Genomic DNA, 19,902 nt, shown 5'->3' with positions numbered 1-19,902 from the left:
CCGTGAACCCTGGCAGCTATGGGCAGGTGCGCGCCGGGCGGATAGGGTCTGAAGCGGCGCGACTGCCTGTTCGAAAGCAAGGGATAGCAAGGTGACGGACGGCGCAGTTTTGGAGACCGCCCGCGTACTCGTGGCGGCGGACAAGTTCAAGGGCTCGCTCACGGCCGTACAGGTCGCGGAGCGGGTGACGGCCGGGCTGCGGCGGGTCGTCCCGGATCTGCGGGTGGAGACCCTGCCGGTCGCCGACGGCGGCGACGGCACGGTGGCGGCCGCGGTGGCGGCCGGGTTCGAGCGCCGTGAGGTGCGGGTCACCGGCCCCGTCGGCACCCCGGTGACCGCCGCGTACGCGGTACGCGACGGTGTGGCCGTGGTCGAGATGGCGGAGGCCTCAGGGCTCCAGTACCTTCCCGAGGGCGTCTTCGCGGCGCTCACCGCCACCACGTACGGCTCCGGCGAGCTGCTGCTCGCAGCCCTCGACGCGGGCGCGCGGACCATCGTGTTCGGCGTCGGCGGAAGCGCGACGACCGACGGCGGCGCCGGCATGCTGGCCGCGCTCGGCGCCCGCTTCCTGGACGCGGCGGGCGAGCCCGTCGGCCCCGGCGGCGGCGCGCTCGCGGGCCTCGCCACGGCCGACTTCTCGGGCCTCGACGCCCGCTTCAAGGACGTGGAACTCGTCCTCGCCAGCGACGTCGACAACCCGCTGACCGGCCCGAAGGGTGCCCCCGCGGTCTACGGCCCGCAGAAGGGCGCATCGCCCGAGGACGTGGCGACCCTGGACGCGGCCCTGGCCCACTACGCCAAGGTCCTCGAAGGCGTGCTCGGCGCGAAGGCCGCCGAGGCCGCGCTCGCCCCGGGCGCCGGTGCGGCCGGCGGCATCGGCTACGGCGCGCTCGTCGCCCTGGACGCCACGTTCCGGCCCGGCATCGAGGTCATGCTCGACGTGCTGGGCTTCGCGCCCGCGCTGGCCCGGGCCACCCTGGTGATCACCGGCGAGGGCTCGCTCGACGAGCAGACCCTGCACGGCAAGGCCCCGGCGGGCGTCGCGGCGGCGGCCCGCGCGGCCGGCGTCGAGGTCGTCGCGGTGTGCGGCCGCCTCCTGCTCCAGCCGGGGCAGCTCGGCGAGGCAGGCATCCGCCGCGCCTACGCGCTGACCGAGCTGGAGCCGGACCCGGCCCGGTGCATGGCCAACGCGGGCCCGCTCCTGGAGCGCGTCGCCCAGAACATCGCGGGCGACTTCCTGCGCTAGCCCGTCGTACGAGAACGGCCCCCGTCGCACATCGCGGTGGGGGCCGTTCTGTCGTTCCCTGAAGTCATGCGGGAGCCACGCGCGTGCACGCCTCCATCCCATATGAGACAATGATGTCTCATTCGATACTGGAGTGTGTCATGACGCCGCCCCTCGACCCTCGGCGCTGGGTTGTCCTCGCGATCCTTTCCGGCAGCCTGCTGCTGATCGCGATGGACACCACGATCCTGAACGTCGCCTTCCCCTCGCTGGTCAGCGACCTGCAGCCCAGCTCCGTGCAGCAGCTGTGGATCATCGACGTCTATGCGCTCGCGCTCTCCGGGCTGCTGGTGACGGCCGGTGCGCTCGGCGACCGCTGGGGACGCAAGCGGCTCCTGCTCGCCGGTTTCGCGATCTTCGCGCTCGCCTCGCTGATGGCGGTCTTCGCCACCGAGGCCTGGCAGGTCATCGCCGCTCGGGCGCTGCTCGGCGTCGGCGGCGCGGCGATCATGCCGTCGACCCTGTCGATCCTGCGCGACGTCTTCACCGACGCCCGCGAACGCGCCCTCGCCTACGCCGTGTGGGCCGCCGTCTTCGGTGGCGGCATGGCGCTCGGGCCGGTGGTCGGCGGGCTGCTCGTCGAGCGGAACGGCTGGCAGTCCGCGTTCCTGATCAACATCCCGGTCGCCCTGGCGATCATCGCGTTCGGCGCCTGGATGCTGCCCGAGTCCCGGCAGCGGCGCGAGGGCCGATGGGACTGGTGGGGCGTGGGCCAGTCCATCGTCGGCATGCTCGCCCTGGCGGGCGGCATCAAGCAGCTCGGCAAGGGCGGTCCCACCGACCCCGTCGCGTGGACGCTGCTCGTGGTGGCCGCCGTCGCGCTGACCATCTTCGTCCGCCGCCAGCTGAGACTGCCCCAGCCGCTGCTCCACGTGAGGCTGTTCACCAACCGCTCGTTCAGCATCGCCGCCGCATCGATCTTCCTCGGGATGATCGCGCTCGGCTCGGCCCTGTTCCTGGTCACCCAGTGGTTCCAGTACGGCCAGGGCTACAGCCCGCTGGAGGCCGGCATCCGGCTGCTGCCGGCGCCGCTCGGCCTGGTCGTCACCTCGCTGGTGGCCCCGGTCCTGATGCACCGCCTGCCGATCCGGCACGTCATCGGCGGCGGACTGCTCCTGATGACCGCGGGCCTCGCGCTGCCGTGGCTGTTCCAGCAGTCCGGGCCGCTGGCCTACCTGGGGTTGCCGTGGCGCTCGGCGTGCTCGGCTGCGGTGTCGGCGTCGCGACCACGGCCGCGTCGGTGACCCTGATGGCCTCCACCCCGAAGGAGCACGTCAGCGGGGCGGCCGCCGTCGAGGAGACCTGCTACGAACTGGGCGCGGCCATGGGCGTCGCCATCCTCGGCAGCGTCGCGGCGGCCCTGTACCGGACGCATCTGCCGGAGCTGGCCCTGGACGGGGCCACCACCGCTTCCGTACGGGACTCGGTCGGCGAGGCGGCCCATGTGGCCGGGGAGATCGGCGGACCGGCCGGGGCGCTGCTCCTGGAGAAGGCCTCCGCCGCGTTCACCTCGGGCATGACCCCGACGTTCCTGCTGGCTGCGATCCTGCCGCTCGCCGCGGCCGCGCTGGCCTGGGCGAAGATCCCGGCCGACCTCCGCCCCACGGAAAACGCCCACTGACCCCCCGCCGCCGCCTCGCTCCGCCCGGGCACCCCGGGCGGGGCGGGCCCGCCTCTCGCGCAGTTCCCCGCGCCCCTGGCAGGACTGATGCCGAGCGGGTCGCGCAAGTTCCCCGGGCTCCTTGGCAGCGTCGATGCCGGGGCACTTACAGCCCGTCCGGCGTTTGAGGACGAGCGTCCTCAAGGCGCGACCGGGGGTGCAGGGGGCGGAGCCCCCGCCGGGGCCGGACGGGAGGGCAAACCCGGCAGCCGAACACCCAGCACGCCCCCGCGGACGCGGAAAAGGCATAGGCGTACGGAAAGGGGCCCAGGGTTCAAGAACCCTGGGCCCCTTTCCAGCACCGTGAGGCACTACGGCAGCTGAGCCGCCCGCGCCTCGCGGCGGTTGTCGCGGAAGGTGTTCACCCGGCGGGCCGTCGCGAAGAGGGGGATCGTGGCGGCCAGGACGATCTGCAGCGCACAGCCGGTCTGGAGCAGCATCTGACCGCCCGGAGCGTCGAACGCCCACGCCGCGAGCAGACCCATCGCACCGATGATCCAGCTGAGCATCGCCACCGCGAGGATGCCCCGCGGCTTGGGGTACTCGACCCGGCTCACCATCAGCCAGGCGACTCCTATGACGGCGAGCAGCGTCGGGACGAACGGCAGCTCGAGCAGGACGATCGAGACGACGGTGAGCGCACCGAAGGGGCTCGGCATGCCCTGGAACATGCCGTCCTTCATCGTCACGCAACTGAAGCGCGCGAGTCTCAGCACCACGGCGAGCAGCACCGTGATCGCGGCGACCGCGGCGACCCGCTGGTGGGCGTCGTCCGCGACCATTCCGTACACGAGCACGAAGTAGGCCGGGGCGAGCCCGAAGCTGATCAGGTCCGACAGGTTGTCCAGCTCGGCACCCATCGGGGAGCTGCGCAGCTTGCGGGCGACCAGACCGTCACAGAGGTCGAAGATCGCCGCGAGCAGCATCAGGATCACGGCGGTCGCGGCGGAGTGCCGCGCCATGCCCGTCTCCTGGCTGCCGGAGAGGTGCGGGATGAGGATGCCCGTGGTGGTGAAGTACACCGCCATGAATCCGCACGTGGCGTTGCCGAGCGTGAGCGTGTCCGCTATCGACAGGCGCAGTGACAGCGGCATCTCCTCGACGTCGTCCTCGGACTCCGCCTCGGGGACCCAGCCGGCCTGCGTCTCGGGATCAATCACGGTCAATTCGAGTCACCCCCGCCGTGGTGGCCTGCCCGACCTCGACCGCGACCTCGACACCCTCGGGGAGGTAGATGTCGACCCGCGAGCCGAAGCGGATCAGGCCGATGCGCTCGCCCTGCTCCACCTTGGTGCCCTGGGGGACGTACGGCACGATGCGCCGCGCGACCGCGCCGGCGATCTGCACCATCTCGATGTCGCCGAGCTCGGTGTCGAAGTGCCAGACAACGCGCTCGTTGTTCTCGCTCTCCTTGTTGAACGCCGGGACGAAGCCACCGGGGATGTGCTCCACCGACGTCACCGTGCCCGCGAGGGGCGCGCGGTTGACGTGGACGTTCAACGGGCTCATGAAGATCGCGACGCGGGTACGTCCGTCCTTCCACGGCATGATGCTCTGCACCACACCGTCGGCGGGGGAGATGACCCGCCCCTGCGTGATCTCACGCTCGGGGTCGCGGAAGAACCACAGCATGCCCGCCGCGAGGGCGGTGGTGGGCACGGCCACGATCGCGGCGCCCTTGGAGCGGCGCGAGCGGGCCAGGCTGAGGGCTGCGGTGGCGACGGTCGGCAGAAGCCACGGCGATGCTCCGCGAGCAAGGCGTCCCTTGAGGAAGCCGTCGCGTGGTGCAGAGGTTTGGCTGTGGGGCATGGATGACCTTCGTAGCGGATGATGCCGCGCTGGCAACGGGGGACGGCGGCAGGTTTACCGGCGATGGTATCGGTTGCGAGCCGCAACTGGGCAAGCCAGAAGCCGAGTCGGCGGCCGGAAGACGATGACAGGGTGTGATGTTCTTCGCGGCCAAACCGACCCAAAAGCGACAATCAACCCTGGAACCGGTACTCCTCAAGAAGTCGGCGGCCAATGATCATTTTCTGGATCTCGGCGGTACCTTCACCGATGAGCAGCATCGGCGCCTCGCGGTACAGGCGTTCGATTTCGTACTCCTTGGAGAAGCCGTAGCCGCCGTGGATACGGAAGGCGTCCTCCACCACCTCCTTGCAGTACTCGGAGGCGAGGTACTTCGCCATCCCTGCTTCGAGGTCGTTTCGTTCCCCGGAGTCCTTTTTGCGTGCTGCGTTCACCATCATCGCATGGGCGGCTTCGACCTTGGTAGCCATCTCGGCGAGCTTGAACTGAATCGCCTGGTGCTGGGCGATCGGCTTTCCGAAAGTCTGCCTTTGCTGGGCATAAGAGACACCCAGCTCAAATGCACGCTGCGCGACTCCGCAGCCACGGGCGGCGACATTGACGCGGCCGACCTCGACGCCGTCCATCATTTGGTAAAACCCTCGGCCGGTGACCCCGCCGAGGACCCGATTGGCCGGAATGCGCAGTCCGTCCATGATGAGCTCGGTCGTGTCGACGCCCTTGTAGCCCATCTTGTCGATCTTGCCGGGGATGGTCAGGCCGGGGCGGACCTCGCCGAAGCCCGGCTCCTTCTCCACCAGGAAGGTCGTCATCGACTTGTGGGGCGCCGTGCCCTCGGGGTGTCCTTCGTCACTCCGGCACAGAACGGCCACCAGTGATGACGTTCCGCCATTGGTCAGCCACATCTTCTGGCCGTTCAGGACGTACTCGTCGCCGTCCTTGACGCCCTTCGACGTGATCGCCGACACATCCGAGCCGAGCGCCGGCTCCGACATCGAGAACGCGCCGCGCACCTCGCCGAGCGCCATCCGCGGCAGGAAGGTGTCCTTCTGCTCCTGGGTGCCGTGCTGCTTGAGCATGTACGCGACGATGAAGTGCGTGTTGATGATGCCGGACACCGACATCCAGCCGCGCGCTATCTCCTCGACGCACAGCGCGTAGGTGAGCAGCGACTCCCCGAGACCGCCGTACTCCTCGGGAATCATCAGGCCGAACAGGCCCAACTCCTTGAGCCCCTCGACGATCTGCGTCGGGTACTCGTCCTTGTGCTCCAGCTGGGTCGCGACCGGAATGATCTCCTTGTCGACGAAGTCCCGCACGGTGGCCAGGATTTCCTGCTGGACGTCGGTCAGACCGGCGGTCTGCGCGAGACGGGCCATGGCTAGTTCTTCTCCCGCAGCTCGGGGCGGCCGGGCTGTTCGCCGCCGCGCTCCTTGATGTACGTCTCGGTCGGCACCATCACCTTGCGGCGGAAGACGCAGACCAGAGTGCCGTCCTGCTTGTAGCCCTTGGTCTCGACGTAGACGATCCCGCGGTCGTTCTTCGACTTCGAGGGGGTCTTGTCGAGGACCGTCGTCTCGCCGTAGATCGTGTCGCCGTGGAAGGTCGGCGCCACGTGCCGCAGCGACTCGATCTCCAGGTTGGCGATCGCCTTGCCCGAGACGTCCGGCACGCTCATGCCGAGCAGGAGCGAGTAGATGTAGTTGCCCACGACGACGTTCTTGCCGAAGTCGGTCGTGTTCTCCGCATAGTTGGTGTCCATGTGGAGCGGGTGGTGGTTCATGGTGAGCAGACAGAAGAGGTGGTCGTCGTACTCGGTGACCGTCTTTCCGGGCCAGTGCTTGTAGACGGCTCCGACTTCGAACTCTTCGTAGGTGCGGCCGAACTGCATGATGTCTTACGCCTCCGGGGCTTCGAACGTCGTGGTGCGCTTCATGCCGGCGGCCCGGCCCTTGCCGGAGATGACCAGCGCCATCTTGCGGCTCGCCTCGTCGATCATCTCGTCGCCGAGCATCGCCGAGCCCTTCTTGCCGCCCGCCTCGGAGGTGCACCACTCATAGGCGTCGAGGATCATCTCGGCGTGGTCGAAGTCCTCCTGCGACGGCGAGAAGATCTCGTTCGACGCCTCGACCTGGCCGGGGTGCAGCACCCACTTGCCGTCGAAGCCGAGGGCGGCGGCGCGCTTGGCCACTTCGCGGTAGCCGTCCACGTTGCGGATCTGGAGGTAGGGGCCGTCGATCGCCTGGAGGTCGTTGGCGCGCGCGGCCATCAGGATCTTCATGAGGATGTAGTGGTACGCGTCCGCGCCGTACCCGGGCGGCTGCTCGCCCACGACAAGGGACTTCATGTTGATGGACGCCATGAAGTCGGCCGGGCCGAAGATGATCGTCTCGGTACGCGGCGAGGCCTCCGCGATCGCGTTGACGTTGTTCAGGCCGCGCGCGTTCTCGATCTGCGCCTCGATGCCGATCTTGCCGACCTCGAAGCCCATCGTCTTCTCGATCTGGGTGAGCAGCAGGTCCAGGGCCACGACCTGGTCGGCCGTCTGCACCTTCGGCAGCATGATGCAGTCGAGGTTCTGGCCGGCGCCCTCCACGACGGTCACGACGTCGCGGTACGTCCACTCGGTCGTCCAGTCGTTCACGCGCACGACTCGCGTCTTGCCGGTCCAGTCGCCCTCGTTGAGGAACTTGACGATGGTGTGCCGCGCCTCGGGCTTGGCGAGCGGGGCGCAGGCGTCCTCCAGGTCGAGGAAGACCTGGTCGGCGGGCAGGCCCTGGGCCTTCTCCAGGAAGCGGGGGTTCGACCCGGGGACCGCGAGGCAGGAGCGACGCGGGCGGAGACGGTTGACGGGGGTGCTCATGCGGGGACCTCCAACGGGTCGAGCTTGTTCGCTTTCCGGATCTCGTCGACGATACGGCCGATGATCTCCGTGATACCGAAGTCCTTAGGGGTGAAAACGGCGGCAACGCCCGCCTTGCGCAACTCCTCGGCGTCGGCCGGCGGAATGATCCCGCCCGCGATCACCGGAATGTCGGGCGCGCCCGCCTCGCGCAGCCGCACCAGGACATCCGGGACGAGTTCGGCGTGCGAGCCGGACAGGATGGACAGGCCGACGCAGTGCACGTCCTCGGCGAGGGCGGCGCTCACGATCTGCTCGGGGGTCAGCCGGATGCCCTGGTAGACCACCTCGAACCCGGCGTCGCGCGCCCGCACCGCGATCTGCTCGGCGCCGTTGGAGTGCCCGTCAAGGCCCGGCTTGCCGACCAGCAGGCGCAGCCGCCCGGAGCCCAGGTCCGAGGCCGTCCGCGCCACCTTCTCGCGGACCAGGGCCAGCGGCGTGCCCGCCTCGGCGGTGACCGCGACCGGCGCGGAGGAGACGCCCGTGGGCGCCCGGAACTCGCCGAACACCTCGCGCAGCGCCTCGGACCACTCGCCGGTGGTGACCCCGGAGCGCACGCACTCCAGGGTCGCCTCCATGAGGTTCCCGGTGCCCTTGGCGGCCTCCTTCAGCTTCTCCAGGGCCTTGCAGGGCCGCGGGTGGTTGAAGGGCGGCTGATAGCGGGTGTCGCGCCAGTTCTTGAGCGAGGCGACGACGCGGGCCTCGACGGCCGGGTCGACCGTCATGATCGCGCCGTCCAGGTCCGCGGTGAGCGGGCTCGGCTCGGTCGCCTGGTAGCAGTTGACGCCGACGATCTTCTCGTCGCCGGCCTCGATACGGGCCCGGCGCTCGGCGTGCGAGGAGACGAGCTGCGACTTGAGGTAGCCCGACTCGACGGCGGCGAGCGCCCCGCCCATCTCCTGGATGCGGTCGATCTCGGCGAGGCACTCCTCGACGAGGGTGTCCACCTTGGCCTCGATGACGTGCGACCCGGCGAAGATGTCCTCGTACTCGAGCAGATCGCTCTCGTGCGCCAGGACCTGCTGAATGCGCAGCGACCACTGCTGGTCCCAGGGGCGGGGCAGGCCCAACGCCTCGTTCCAGGCGGGGAGCTGGACCGCACGGGCGCGGGCGTCCTTCGAGAGCGTGACGGCCAGCATTTCGAGCACGATCCGCTGGACGTTGTTCTCGGGCTGGGCCTCGGTCAGGCCGAGCGAGTTGACCTGGACGCCGTAGCGGAAGCGGCGCTGCTTGGCGTCCTCGATCCCGTACCGCTCCCGCGTGATCTTGTCCCAGATGCGGCCGAAGGCGCGCATCTTGCACATCTCCTCGATGAAGCGGACGCCCGCGTTCACGAAGAACGAGATGCGCGCCACGACATCGCCCTTGCGGTCCTCCGGGATCTGGCCCGACGCGAACACCGAGTCCAGGACGGCGATCGCGGTGGACATCGCGTACGCGATCTCCTGGACCGGGGTGGCTCCCGCCTCCTGCAGGTGGTAGCTGCAGATGTTGATCGGGTTCCACTTGGGGATGTTGTTGACGGTGTAGCAGATCATGTCGGTCGTCAGCCGCAGCGAAGGGCCCGGCGGGAAGACGTGCGTCCCGCGCGAGAGGTACTCCTTCACGATGTCGTTCTGGGTGGTGCCCTGGAGCTTGGTGATGTCCGCGCCCTGCTCCTCGGCGACCACCTGGTACATGGCGAGCAGCCACATCGCGGTGGCGTTGATCGTCATCGAGGTGTTCATCTGTTCCAGGGGGATGTCCTGGAACAGCCGCCGCATGTCACCGAGATGGGACACCGGGACCCCGACCCGGCCGACCTCGCCGCGGGCGAGGATGTGGTCGGGGTCGTATCCGGTCTGCGTCGGAAGGTCGAACGCGACCGACAGACCCGTCTGACCCTTGGCCAGGTTGTTGCGGTAGAGCTCGTTGGACGCCTCGGCGGTCGAGTGACCGGCGTACGTCCGCATGAGCCACGGCCGATCCTTCTGACGCTCTGTCATGAGTGGTCCCCGGCTCAGATGTTGCGGAAGCGGTTGATGGCGTCCAGGTGCTTCTCGCGCAGCTCGGGGTCGCTGACGCCGAGGCCCTCGCGGGGAGAGAGGGCCAGCACGCCGACCTTGCCCTGGTGCAGGTTGCGGTGCACGTCGTAGGCGGCCTGCCCGGTGTCCTCCAGGGAGTACACCTTGGAGAGTGTCGGGTGGATCTTGCCCTTGGCCACCAGGCGGTTGGCCTCCCACGCCTCGCGGTAGTTGGCGAAGTGCGAGCCGATGATGCGCTTCAGGGACATCCACAGATAGCGGTTGTCGTACTCGTGCATGTAGCCCGAGGTCGAGGCGCAGGTGGTGATGGTGCCGCCCTTGCGCGTGACGTAGACGCTCGCGCCGAAGGTCTCGCGGCCGGGGTGCTCGAAGACGATGTCGATGTCCTCGCCGCCGGTGAACTCGCGGATGCGCTTCCCGAAGCGCTTCCACTCCCTGGGGTCCTGGGTCTGCTCGTCCTTCCAGAACTTGTAGCCCTCGGCGTTGCGGTCGATGACCGCCTCGGCGCCCATGGCCCGGCAGATGTCCGCCTTCTCGGGGCTGGAGACGACGCAGATCGGGTTGGCGCCGCCGGCGAGCGCAAACTGCGTGGCGTAGGAGCCGAGTCCGCCGCTGGCGCCCCAGATCAGGACGTTGTCGCCCTGCTTCATGCCGGCGCCGTTGCGGGACACCAGCTGACGGTAGGCGGTCGAGTTGACGAGGCCCGGAGCGGCGGCCTCCTCCCAGCTCAAGTGCCGTGGCTTGGGCATGAGTTGGTTGGACTTGACGAGGGCGATCTCGGCGAGACCGCCGAAGTTGGTCTCGAAGCCCCAGATGCGCTGCTCGGGGTCGAGCATCGTGTCGTTGTGGCCGTCGGAGCTCTCCAGCTCGACCGACAGGCAGTGCGCGACGACCTCGTCGCCCGGCTGCCAGGCGTTGACGCCGGGGCCGGTGCGCAGCACGACGCCCGCGAGGTCCGAACCGATGATGTGGTACGGCAGGTCGTGGCGCTTGGTGAGCTCGCTGAGCCGGCCGTAGCGCTCCAGGAAGTTGAACGTGGAGACCGGCTCGAAGATCGAGGTCCAGACCGAGTTGTAGTTGACCGAGGAGGCCATGACGGCCACCAGGGCCTCGCCCGGGCCGAGTTCGGGGATCGGCACCTCGTCCAGGTGGATCGACTTGCGGGGGTCCTTGTCGCGGGTGCTGAGCCCGGCGAACATCTCGGCCTCGTCCTTGTGCACGGTGATCGCGCGGTACGACTCGGGGAGCGGCAGAGCGGCGAAGTCGGCGGAGGTGGACTCCGACGACTGGATCGCGTCCAGGATTTCCTTCACGGTGTTGCCTCCGGCGAAGCGCCCGACGGGGGGCGTTGAGGGTCTTCGGGGGTGGTGCTGTGGAGGTGTGCCGTCGGTTCGGCGGTGTGGTTCAGATACGGCAGCGCCTGGTGGGCGCGGGAGGGTTGCCTGTGACGCAGGCGTCCGGGCGCACTTGCCAGTGGCGGCTTGTGGGGACAGCCGGCGTACGAGGTTGCTCTGCACGCCGGCCGCCCGGACAACATCAACGTATGGCACCCGGTGCCAAGTGACAAGACACTGCGTGCCAAGAGTTTCTCTCAATTGCGGATTGACCTGCGCAGATGAGCGATGATCGATCGTTGCAGGTCAGCGCCGCAGTCCAACGCAAACGCCGATGGCCGCATCCCTGAGCGAGGGATGCGGCCATCGGGGCGGGTGAGGGTTACCTGGTCTTCAGCGCCTGCTTGATGGTCTGCATGATCTCGTCGAGCGGCGCGTCCGTGCGGACCACCGCGACCAGGACCTCGTCGCTGGTCGAGACGGAGGCGGCGGCCGGCTTCGGCTTGGCCGTGCGGCCCGCTCCTATGCCGGAACCGAAGGTCTCCCGCACGATCGAGAAGGCGTGGTCGAGCTGGGTCTCCACATCGCCCTGGCCGCCGGCCCGCAGCCAGCGGCGCAGTACGTGGTTGTGCGCGGTGACGACCGCGGACGCCGCGACCTCGGCGAGCAGCGGGTCGTCGTTCCCCGGCTGGTGGTCGTGCTCGTCGAAGTGGCCGAGCAGATAGCGGGTGAAGAGGCGCTCGTAGCGGGCGACCGAGGCGATCTCGGCCTCGCGCAGCGTCGGCACCTCGCGGGTCAGCTTGTAGCGGGCCACGGACACCGTGGGGGAGCCCGCGTACATCTTCATGACCTCTTTGATGCCCCGGCACACCGTGTCGAGCGGGTGCTCGTGCGGGGGTGCGGCGTTCAGGACCGCCTCGGCGCGCACCAGGGTGTCGTCGTGGTCGGGGAAGATCGCCTCTTCCTTGGAGCGGAAGTGGCGGAAGAAGGTGCGCCGGGCCACCCCGGCCCGGGCCGCGATCTCGTCGACGGTGGTGGCCTCGTACCCCTTCGCGGAGAACAGGTCCATCGCCGCGGTCGCCAGCTCCCGGCGCATCTTGAGCCGCTGGGCGGCCGCCCGGCTGCCCGCGGCACTTTCCGGGGCGTCGGGCACAGCGTTCGTACGGGAGGACCTGGCTGGCTGGGGCATGGACCGAACGTACTGCATATTTGCAGGAAGTCGCGCCCACGGGGGCGAGCTGCCCGGAGGCTGCAGCAGCCCGCCCCACCCCGCTTCCGGATCAGCGCCGGGCATACTCGCGGAATCCGCGGCCCGTCTTGCGGCCCAGGCAGCCGGCCGCGACGAGGTGTTCGAGCAGCGGCGCCGGGGCCAGGCCCGGGTCGCGGAACTCGGCGTGCAGCACCTTCTCGATGGCGAGCGAGACGTCCAGGCCCACCACGTCGAGCAGTTCGAACGGGCCCATCGGGTAGCCGCCGCCCAGCTTCATCGCGGCGTCGATGTCGTCCAGCGTCGCGTAGTGCTCCTGGACCATCTTGATCGCGTTGTTGAGGTACGGGAAGAGCAGCGCGTTGACGATGAACCCGGCGCGGTCGCCGCAGTCCACCGGGTGCTTGCGGATCTTCGCGGTGACCTCGCGGACGGTGGCGTGCACCTCGTCGGAGGTGAGCACGGTGCGGACCACCTCGACCAGCTTCATCGCCGGGGCCGGGTTGAAGAAGTGCATGCCGATGACGTCCTGCGGGCGCGAGGTGGCGCGGGCGCAGGCGACGACGGGCAGCGAGGACGTGGTGGTGGCGAGCACCGCGCCCGGCTTGCAGATCTTGTCCAGGGTCGCGAAGAGCTGCTGCTTGACCTCCAGGTCCTCGGCGACCGCCTCGATGGCGAGGTCGACCTCGGCGAAGGCCTCCAGGGCACCCGCCGCCGTGATCCGGTTGAGGGTCTCCTCGCGGGCCTCGGCGGTGAGCCGGCCCTTGTCGACGGAGCGCGAAAGCGACTTGCCGATACGGGACTTGGCGGTCTCCGCCTTCTCCAGGCTGCGGGCCGCGAGCACCACGTGGTACCCGGCCTTGGCGAAGACCTCCGCGATGCCGGACGCCATGGTGCCCGAGCCGGCCACGCCGACCGAGCGGATCTCACGGCCGCCGCCCGCGCCCGCGATGGAGCCCGGCGTCTGGGCGTCGGCCACCACGACCGAGCTGCCCTCGCCCTCGTACGTGTAGAAGCCGCGGCCCTTCTTGCGGCCGGTGAGCCCGGCCTCGGCGAGCTGGCCGAGGATCGGGGCGGGTGCGTGCAGGCGGTCCTGGGACGAGGCGTACATGGCCTCCAGGACGGTCCGCGCGGTGTCGATGCCGATCAGGTCGAGAAGTTCGAGCGGGCCCATCGGCAGGCCGCAGCCCAGCTTCATCGCGGCGTCGATGTCCTCGCGCGAGGCGTACTTCGACTCGTACATCGCGGCGGCCTGGTTCAGGTAGCCGAAGAGCAGCCCGTCGGCGACGAAGCCGGGGCGGTCGCCGACCGCGACGGGCTCCTTGCCGAGGTCGAGGGCGAGCGCGGTGACCGCGTCGACGGCCGGGGGAGCGGTGAGCACGGACGAGACGATCTCGACGAGCTTCATCGCGGGTGCAGGGTTGAAGAAGTGCAGGCCGAGGACGCGCTCGGGGTGCGCGGAGTCGGCGGCGAGCCGGGTCACCGAGAGCGCGTTGGTGCCGGTCGCCAGGATCGTGGTGGGGGCGACGATGGCGTCGAGCGCGTGGAAGACCTGGCTCTTGAGCTCGTACGACTCGGGCACGACCTCGATCACGAGCTCGGCCTCGGCCGCGGCCTGGAGGTCGGTGAAGGTACGGAACCGGGCGAGGATGTCGCTCCGCTCCTGCGGGGTGATCCGCTCGCGGGACACCGCGCGGGCCGTGGACGCTTCGAGCGAGGCCACGGCCTGGCGGGCGGCGCGCTCGCTGATGTCGATGCCGATGACCTCGCGGCCGGCGCGGGCCAGGACCTCGGCGATGCCGGTGCCCATCGTGCCGAGGCCGACCACGGCGACAGTGTTCAGGGGGATGTCCATCACGGGACTCCAGGGATGAGTGACGACTGAGAGAGGGCGCACGCGACCGGCATCAGGGGGCGCTCGAATACGCCAACGGGCGCACGGCGTGCGGGAGTTGTGTCGTGGTGCCAAGGGCCGACGGCCCTGTCCCGGGGCGCGTCGTACAGAACTGCCGAACCGACAAGCACTCGCGGTGGCTGCGTCACCAGGCCACCGGAGTCGGCGGGGGTTACCCGCTCACTTGAGGTTAACCGGCGAGTAACGAGCGCGCCAGCCCTCCGTCGCGTCCAACCGGTGTGATCTGGCTCGCGCCCGTTCTGGCGCGAGAAATGTGGTTGCTGGACGCTTGCCCTGCTTTCCGGGGCCCCGCATCCGATCATCCTTGGGGTGCCAACGCCCTTGCGCCACTACCCTTTTGGGCATGGATGAGGAGTTCAGGTCGCTCGCGGACCGGGTGCGTGCCGAGACCGGGGGGTCGGCGGCGTACGAGCGGCTGATCGCCTGCGCCGACCGCGACGAACTCGCGGCGGTGCTCACCGAGCCCGAACGCCCGCTCTGGGCGCGGGAGGTCGCGGCGTTCCGGCTCGGCGTCGCGGGGGACCGCCGGGCCTTCGAGACGCTGATCCTGCTCCTCAACCACCGCGACCCGGAGCGCTGTGTGAGCGCCGCGTACGCGCTGGCCAGACTCGGCGACCCGCGCACCGCGCGCGCGGCGGCGGCCCTGGCCACCAACGAACTGCGCACCGCCTACGCCCTGCACCCGGTCCGCCTGCTCACCGCGCTGCGGGCCCCGGAATCCGTACCGGCCCTGATCAAGACCCTGCGCCCGCTGCTCTCCCCGTACAGCCCGTACTGGCGCGTGGCCCAGGCCTGCATCGAGGGCCTGGGCGAGCTGGGCGACAAGCAGGCCGTCGACGTCCTGACCGAGGCCCTGGCCCACCCCCGCCTCGCCCGCCCGGCGGCGTGGGCACTGCGCCGCATCGAGGCGGGGAGGCGCTGAGGGTCAGACCGCCTCCGCGGTCACCGCGAACGCCTCGATCTCCACGAGGAGCTCGGGGCGGAACAGGGCGCTCACCTGCACCGCCGAGCTCGCGGGCAGCTGGTCGGGGCCAATCACGGCGTCGCGTGCCGCGCGGACCGCGGGCAGGTGGGATATGTCCGTGACGAAGTAGGTCAGCTTCACCACGTTCTCGAACGTGGCCCCCGCCGCGGCCAGGCAGCGGCGCAGGTTCTCGAAGACCTGGTCCGCCTGGGCACGCGCGTCGCCCTCGCCGACGACGTTCCCCTTCTCGTCGAGGGCGCACTGCCCCGATATCGCGACGAACCGGCCGGTCCCCCAGACCACATGGCTGTAGCCGGTGCCGGGAGCGACGCCTTCGGGTGCGAGGACACGAGTCGGTGAAGTCATGCGGATCATTCTCGCGCACGGCACTGACAATCGCCCCGAGGACCCCGGCAGTTGACGGCTTCGGCGCAGGTCGGAGCCGCTTCAGAGCAGGGTCAGCTGGGTCGGCTCCGGGCGGGTGGGCTCGAGGGCTGCCGGGATGCGGCGGGCCGCGCCGCGGTGGGCCGGGCCCATGCCGAATTCCCTGGCCAGGTCGTGCACCTGGCCGGTGATGCGGCGCTGGTACCACTTCGGGGCGTACGCGCCTTCCGCGTACAGGCGCTCGTACCGCCGCACCAGATGGGGATGGTGCTGCCCCAGCCACGCCATGAACCACTCGCGCGCGCCCGGGCGCAGGTGGAGCACCAGCGGGGTCACCGAGGTGGCGCCCGAGGCGGCGATCGCGCGGACGGTGGCGCGCAGCTGGTCGGGGTGGTCGCCGAGGAAGGGGATCACGGGGGCCATCAGGACTCCGCAGCCGATGCCGTGCTCGGTGAGCGTGCGGACGGCGTCGAGGCGGCGTTCCGGAGAGGGGGTGCCCGGCTCGACCGTGCGCCACAGCTCCTGGTCGAGGAAGCCGACCGAGACCGAGATGCCCACCTCGGTCACCGCGGCCGCCTCCTTGAGCAGCTCCAGATCGCGCAGGATGAGCGTGCCCTTGGTGAGGATGGAGAACGGGTTCGCGTGGTCGCGCAGCGCCTCGATGATGCCCGGCATCAGGCGATAGCGGCCTTCGGCCCGCTGGTAGCAGTCGACGTTCGTGCCCATCGCGATGTGCGCGCCCTGCCAGCGGCGCGAGGCGAGGTGGACCCGGAGCAGCTCCGGCGCGTTGACCTTCACCACGATCTGCGAGTCGAAACCGAGGCCGGTGTCCAGATCCAGATAGCTGTGCGTCTTGCGTGCGAAGCAGTACACGCATGCGTGCGAGCAGCCGCGATACGGGTTGACGGTCCACTCGAACGGCATCCGCGAGGCGCCCGGCACCCGGTTGACGATCGAGCGGGCCCGGATCTCGTGGAAGGTGATCCCGCGGAACTCGGGGGTGTCGAACGTCCGGGTCGTCACCGCGTCCGCGGCGAAGAGCGCGGCCGTGCGGGCCGGGCCGGACGGGGCGTCGTCATCGGCGAGATTCTCCCAGCGCATGAACGCCTCCTTTGCTCCCGTGGGCCTTGTTCGGTCACTCCCACCCCTGAATAGAACACATGTTCCCTTCTTGATCGCAACCCGGATTGTGACGGCGGACCCCGAGGTGGTTGGCTTGGTCCGCCCCCGAAACCCCGGAAACACAAGTGCTGGAGGAAGTGCCATGGCGCAGGTCGAGGCCACGACGGAGCGGATCGTCGCGGCGGATCCGGAGACCGTGTTCGACACGCTGGCCGACTACAAGGACGGACGCCCCAAGCTTCTGCCGGAGCACTTCAGCGAGTACCAGGTCCGCGAGGGCGGAGACGGCGAGGGCACTCTCGTCCACTGGAAGCTCCAGGCCACCAGCAAGCGCGTCCGCGACTGCCTCCTGGAGGTCACCGAGCCGACCGACGGACAGCTGGTCGAGAAGGACCGCAACTCCTCCATGGTCACCACCTGGACGGTCACGCCCGCGGGCGAGGGCCGCTCCAAGGTCGTCGTCAGCACCGTGTGGAACGGTGCCGGAGGCATCGGCGGATTCTTCGAAAGGACCTTTGCGCCCAAGGGACTTGGCCGCATCTACGACGCGATGCTCGCCAAGCTGGCCGAGGAAGTGGAGAAGTAGCCCGCGCAACCCTCCCCTGCGGTCACCGGTTCGGGTGGATTTCCGTTCCGGCCCGTAGTGCGCCGTAGGGGCTCCCGCCAGCGCTTAAGCCCCCGGCGTGCGCCTCCCGCTCCGCTCGTCTCGGTTGCCCCGGTTGTCGCGTAATGCGAGAAATGGTCGGCGCAAGCGCGACGAGGGGAGCAGTTTCGTGGGCGGGATCACTCTGGTGAAGGACGAGCGGGCCGCCGAGCCCGCTCCGGCCCCGGCGGACCGGCCGGAGGGCCAACTCCCGGTGCAGCAGGCCCCTCTGACGCCCCGCCGGGTGCGCATGGTCTTCCTCGGGCTGATGCTCACCCTGCTGCTCGCAGCCCTCGACCAGATGATCGTCGCGACCGCGCTGCCGAAGATCGTCGGTGATCTGCGCGGCCTCGACAAGGTGTCCTGGGCCGTCACCGCCTACCTCCTCGCCTCCACCATCGGGCTGCCGATCTACGGCAAGCTCGGCGACCAGTTCGGCCGCAAACCCGTCTTCCAGTTCGCGATCGTCGTGTTCGTCGTCGGCTCGGCCCTGGCCGGCTGGTCACGCACGATGGACGAGCTCATCGCCTTCCGGGCGGTTCAGGGCATCGGCGGCGGCGGGCTCATGATCGGCGTGCAGGCGATCATCGCGGACATCGTGCCGCCCCGGCAGCGCGGCCGCTTCATGGGCCTGATCGGCGCCGTCTTCGGACTCGCCTCGGTCGCCGGGCCCCTGCTCGGCGGCTTCTTCACCGACCACGCCTCCTGGCGCTGGTGCTTCTACATCAACGTGCCGTTCGGCCTGGCCACCCTGGCCGTCATCACCGCCGTACTGAAACTGCCCCGGCCCCGCGTCCGGCCCCGCCTCGACGTGCTCGGCATGCTGCTGCTCGCCGCCGCCTCAACCTGCCTGGTCCTGCTGACCAGTTGGGGCGGCACGGAGTACGCCTGGGATTCGCGGCAGATCCTCGGGCTCGCCGCGGGCGCCGCCGGAACGACTCTGTTGTTCCTCGTCGTCGAGAACTTCGCGGCCGAACCCGTCATCCCGCTGCGGCTGTTCCGCGACTCGATCTTCAACGTCTCCGGGCTCGTCGGCGCGGTCATCGGCGTCGCCCTCTTCGGTGCGGCCAGCTACCTGCCGACCTTCCTGCAGATGGTCGACGGGGCCAGTGCCACCGAGTCCGGGCTGCTCGTGCTGCCCATGATGGGCGGCATCGTCGGCGCCTCGATCGTCTCCGGCCAGCTCATCAGCCGCACCGGGCACTACAAGATCTACCCGATCCTCGGCGGCGCGGTCTCCGCCCTCGGCATGTGGCTGCTCTCCGGACTCGCCATCGACACCCCGCGGCTCGACTACAGCATCTGGATGGCCGTGCTCGGCGCCGGCATCGGCCTGGTCATGCCGGTCCTCATCCTGGCCGTGCAGAACGCCGTCGACCCCGCCGACCTCGGTACCGCCACCAGCGCCAACAACTTCTTCCGGCAGATCGGCGGCAGCGTGGGCGCCGCCGTCTTCGGCACCCTGTTCACCAACCGCCTCGCCCACGCGCTCACCGAGCGGCTGCCGGCCGGAGTCCACCTGCCCGACCCCGAGTCGATCGCCCCGCAGCTGGTGCACGCCATGCCGCCCGCGCTGCGCGACGGCTACATCCGGGCGTACGCCGACGCCATGCCGCGGATCTTCCTGTACCTCGTGCCGGTGCTCGTGCTCGGCTTCGTCCTCGCCTTCTTCCTCAAGGAGAAACCGCTGGTGTCCCAGAACGCCCCCGCAGCCGAGACCGCACCCCTGCCCCACGCCCGCACCGCCAACAACTCCGGCTGCGCCAGCGGCGTCCCGGTCACCGGCACCGTCCAGCACCACGATGGATCCACCGTGCCGCGCGCCGCCCTCACCCTCGTCGACGTACGGGGCCGGCAGGTCGGCCGCGGGGCCAGCGGCGCCGACGGGCGGTACGCGCTGAGCGTGCCCGGCGCCGGATCGTACGTCCTGATCGCCGCGGCCGGCGGGCACCAGCCGCAGGCCGTCGCCGTGACCGTCGGCGAACGCCCCGTCGACCTCGACGTGGTGCTCGGCGGCGCCGGACGCCTCGCCGGCAGCGTCGTCACCGCCGACGGCAGCCCGGTGCGGGACGCCGCCGTCACCCTCACCGACGTACGCGGCGAAGTGGTGGCCGCCACCCGCAGCGGGCGCGAAGGCGGCTATGTGATCACGGAGTTGGTGGCGGGGGAGTACACCCTGGCCGCCAGCGCACCCGCCTTCCGGCCCGCCGCGCTCCCCGTCAGCGTGCAGGCATCGCGCGAGACCCGGCAGGACATCGAGCTGGCCGGCGGGGCCGTCCTTCGCGGCACCGTGCGGGCCGGTGGCGGGCGGCCCGTGGAGGACGCCCGGGTGACGCTCCTCGACGCCGCGGGCAATGTCGTGGACACCCTCACCACCGGTCCCGACGGCACCTTCCGCTTCGTCGACCTGTCCTCCGGCGAATACACGGTGATCGCGGCCGGCTATCCGCCGGTGGCCACGGTCCTGCAGGTCGCGGGCGGCGGACGGACCGAGCGGGACCTCCAACTCGGCCACGAGGACTGACCTTTCGTCAAGGAGAGGGCCGGTTTCGCGCGGGCGTGCGCCTATTCACGGGTTGCCTCCCGCGCGGCCCCGAGATGGCCGTACGGTGGTGGTGAAGCCGCCGATTCTCGCGGCGGGGAAGGAGCCTCC

The 19,902-nt window shown here is 70.0% G+C and carries 17 protein-coding genes; 6 read left to right on the top strand and 11 right to left on the bottom strand.

Annotated elements, in window-relative coordinates; all coding sequences use genetic code 11:
* Positions 1–91: 91 nt before the first annotated feature.
* The 3 genes from IE206_RS18620 (at position 92) to IE206_RS42470 (ending at position 2,906) form a co-directional block, all read left to right on the top strand.
* Positions 92–1,246: a glycerate kinase gene (locus tag IE206_RS18620; RefSeq protein WP_189963310.1), complete on the top strand. Its 1,155-nt coding sequence runs from the start codon at positions 92–94 to the stop codon at positions 1,244–1,246.
* 140 nt (positions 1,247–1,386) lie between these two features.
* Positions 1,387–2,529, top strand: coding sequence for an MFS transporter (locus IE206_RS18615; RefSeq protein ID WP_226599719.1), 1,143 nt, complete (start codon positions 1,387–1,389; stop codon positions 2,527–2,529).
* Entirely contained in the window at positions 2,472–2,906 is a 435-nt protein-coding gene (locus IE206_RS42470) for an MFS transporter (RefSeq protein ID WP_226599718.1), read from the top strand. Before IE206_RS18615 ends, IE206_RS42470 begins: the two co-directional genes overlap by 58 nt.
* Before the next feature lie 350 nt (positions 2,907–3,256).
* Here the strand turns inward: IE206_RS42470 and pssA are convergent, their stop codons facing one another.
* From pssA to IE206_RS18570, 9 genes are all read right to left on the bottom strand, one after another.
* A complete protein-coding gene (gene pssA / locus IE206_RS18610) occupies positions 3,257–4,111 on the bottom strand; it encodes a CDP-diacylglycerol--serine O-phosphatidyltransferase (protein WP_189389371.1) in 855 nt (284 codons plus the stop codon).
* Complete coding sequence (locus IE206_RS18605) at positions 4,098–4,754, bottom strand: phosphatidylserine decarboxylase (RefSeq protein ID WP_189963308.1); 657 nt, start codon at positions 4,752–4,754, stop codon at positions 4,098–4,100. The genes pssA and IE206_RS18605 overlap by 14 nt, the downstream gene beginning before the upstream one ends.
* Before the next feature lie 173 nt (positions 4,755–4,927).
* Complete coding sequence (locus IE206_RS18600) at positions 4,928–6,133, bottom strand: acyl-CoA dehydrogenase family protein (protein ID WP_189963306.1); 1,206 nt, start codon at positions 6,131–6,133, stop codon at positions 4,928–4,930.
* A gap of 2 nt (positions 6,134–6,135) precedes the next feature.
* Positions 6,136–6,645: a MaoC family dehydratase gene (locus IE206_RS18595; protein WP_189963304.1), complete on the bottom strand. Its 510-nt coding sequence runs from the start codon at positions 6,643–6,645 to the stop codon at positions 6,136–6,138.
* A 6-nt stretch (positions 6,646–6,651) separates the two neighbouring features.
* The gene (locus tag IE206_RS18590; RefSeq protein WP_189963302.1) at positions 6,652–7,617 is read right to left on the bottom strand and encodes an HpcH/HpaI aldolase/citrate lyase family protein; all 966 of its coding nucleotides are present in this window, start codon (positions 7,615–7,617) and stop codon (positions 6,652–6,654) included.
* A complete protein-coding gene (locus tag IE206_RS18585) occupies positions 7,614–9,659 on the bottom strand; it encodes an ethylmalonyl-CoA mutase (RefSeq protein ID WP_264198832.1) in 2,046 nt (681 codons plus the stop codon). The genes IE206_RS18590 and IE206_RS18585 overlap by 4 nt, the downstream gene beginning before the upstream one ends.
* A complete protein-coding gene (ccrA, locus tag IE206_RS18580) occupies positions 9,656–10,993 on the bottom strand; it encodes a crotonyl-CoA carboxylase/reductase (protein ID WP_189963299.1) in 1,338 nt (445 codons plus the stop codon). Before ccrA ends, IE206_RS18585 begins: the two co-directional genes overlap by 4 nt.
* A 403-nt stretch (positions 10,994–11,396) precedes the next feature.
* Entirely contained in the window at positions 11,397–12,203 is an 807-nt protein-coding gene (locus IE206_RS18575; protein WP_189963297.1) for a TetR family transcriptional regulator, read from the bottom strand.
* A gap of 91 nt (positions 12,204–12,294) precedes the next feature.
* The gene (locus tag IE206_RS18570; RefSeq protein WP_189963295.1) at positions 12,295–14,076 is read right to left on the bottom strand and encodes a 3-hydroxyacyl-CoA dehydrogenase family protein; all 1,782 of its coding nucleotides are present in this window, start codon (positions 14,074–14,076) and stop codon (positions 12,295–12,297) included.
* Positions 14,077–14,479: 403 nt separating this feature from the next.
* Here IE206_RS18570 and IE206_RS18565 point away from each other — a divergent pair, with 403 nt between their 5' ends.
* Positions 14,480–15,058 (top strand): adenylosuccinate lyase, encoded by a 579-nt coding sequence (locus IE206_RS18565; RefSeq protein ID WP_189963293.1) that lies wholly within the window; start codon positions 14,480–14,482, stop codon positions 15,056–15,058.
* 3 nt (positions 15,059–15,061) lie between these two features.
* Here the strand turns inward: IE206_RS18565 and IE206_RS18560 are convergent, their stop codons facing one another.
* Entirely contained in the window at positions 15,062–15,466 is a 405-nt protein-coding gene (locus tag IE206_RS18560) for a RidA family protein (RefSeq protein ID WP_189963290.1), read from the bottom strand.
* 81 nt (positions 15,467–15,547) lie between these two features.
* Positions 15,548–16,585 carry an Rv2578c family radical SAM protein gene (locus tag IE206_RS18555; RefSeq protein ID WP_189963288.1) on the bottom strand — a complete coding sequence of 346 codons (1,038 nt, stop codon included), beginning with the start codon at positions 16,583–16,585 and terminating at the stop codon, positions 15,548–15,550.
* 163 nt (positions 16,586–16,748) lie between these two features.
* Here IE206_RS18555 and IE206_RS18550 point away from each other — a divergent pair, with 163 nt between their 5' ends.
* Both IE206_RS18550 and IE206_RS18545 read left to right on the top strand, forming a co-directional pair.
* Positions 16,749–17,192, top strand: coding sequence for an SRPBCC family protein (locus IE206_RS18550; RefSeq protein WP_189963287.1), 444 nt, complete (start codon positions 16,749–16,751; stop codon positions 17,190–17,192).
* A gap of 187 nt (positions 17,193–17,379) precedes the next feature.
* Entirely contained in the window at positions 17,380–19,773 is a 2,394-nt protein-coding gene (locus IE206_RS18545; protein ID WP_189963285.1) for an MFS transporter, read from the top strand.
* The last annotated feature ends 129 nt before the right edge of the window (positions 19,774–19,902 follow it).

The organism is Streptomyces violascens, assembly GCF_014649955.1.
GTDB lineage: Bacteria > Actinomycetota > Actinomycetes > Streptomycetales > Streptomycetaceae > Streptomyces > Streptomyces violascens.
Note: the sequence above shows the minus strand (reverse complement) of the source record. Positions and strands in the feature narration are given on the sequence as shown.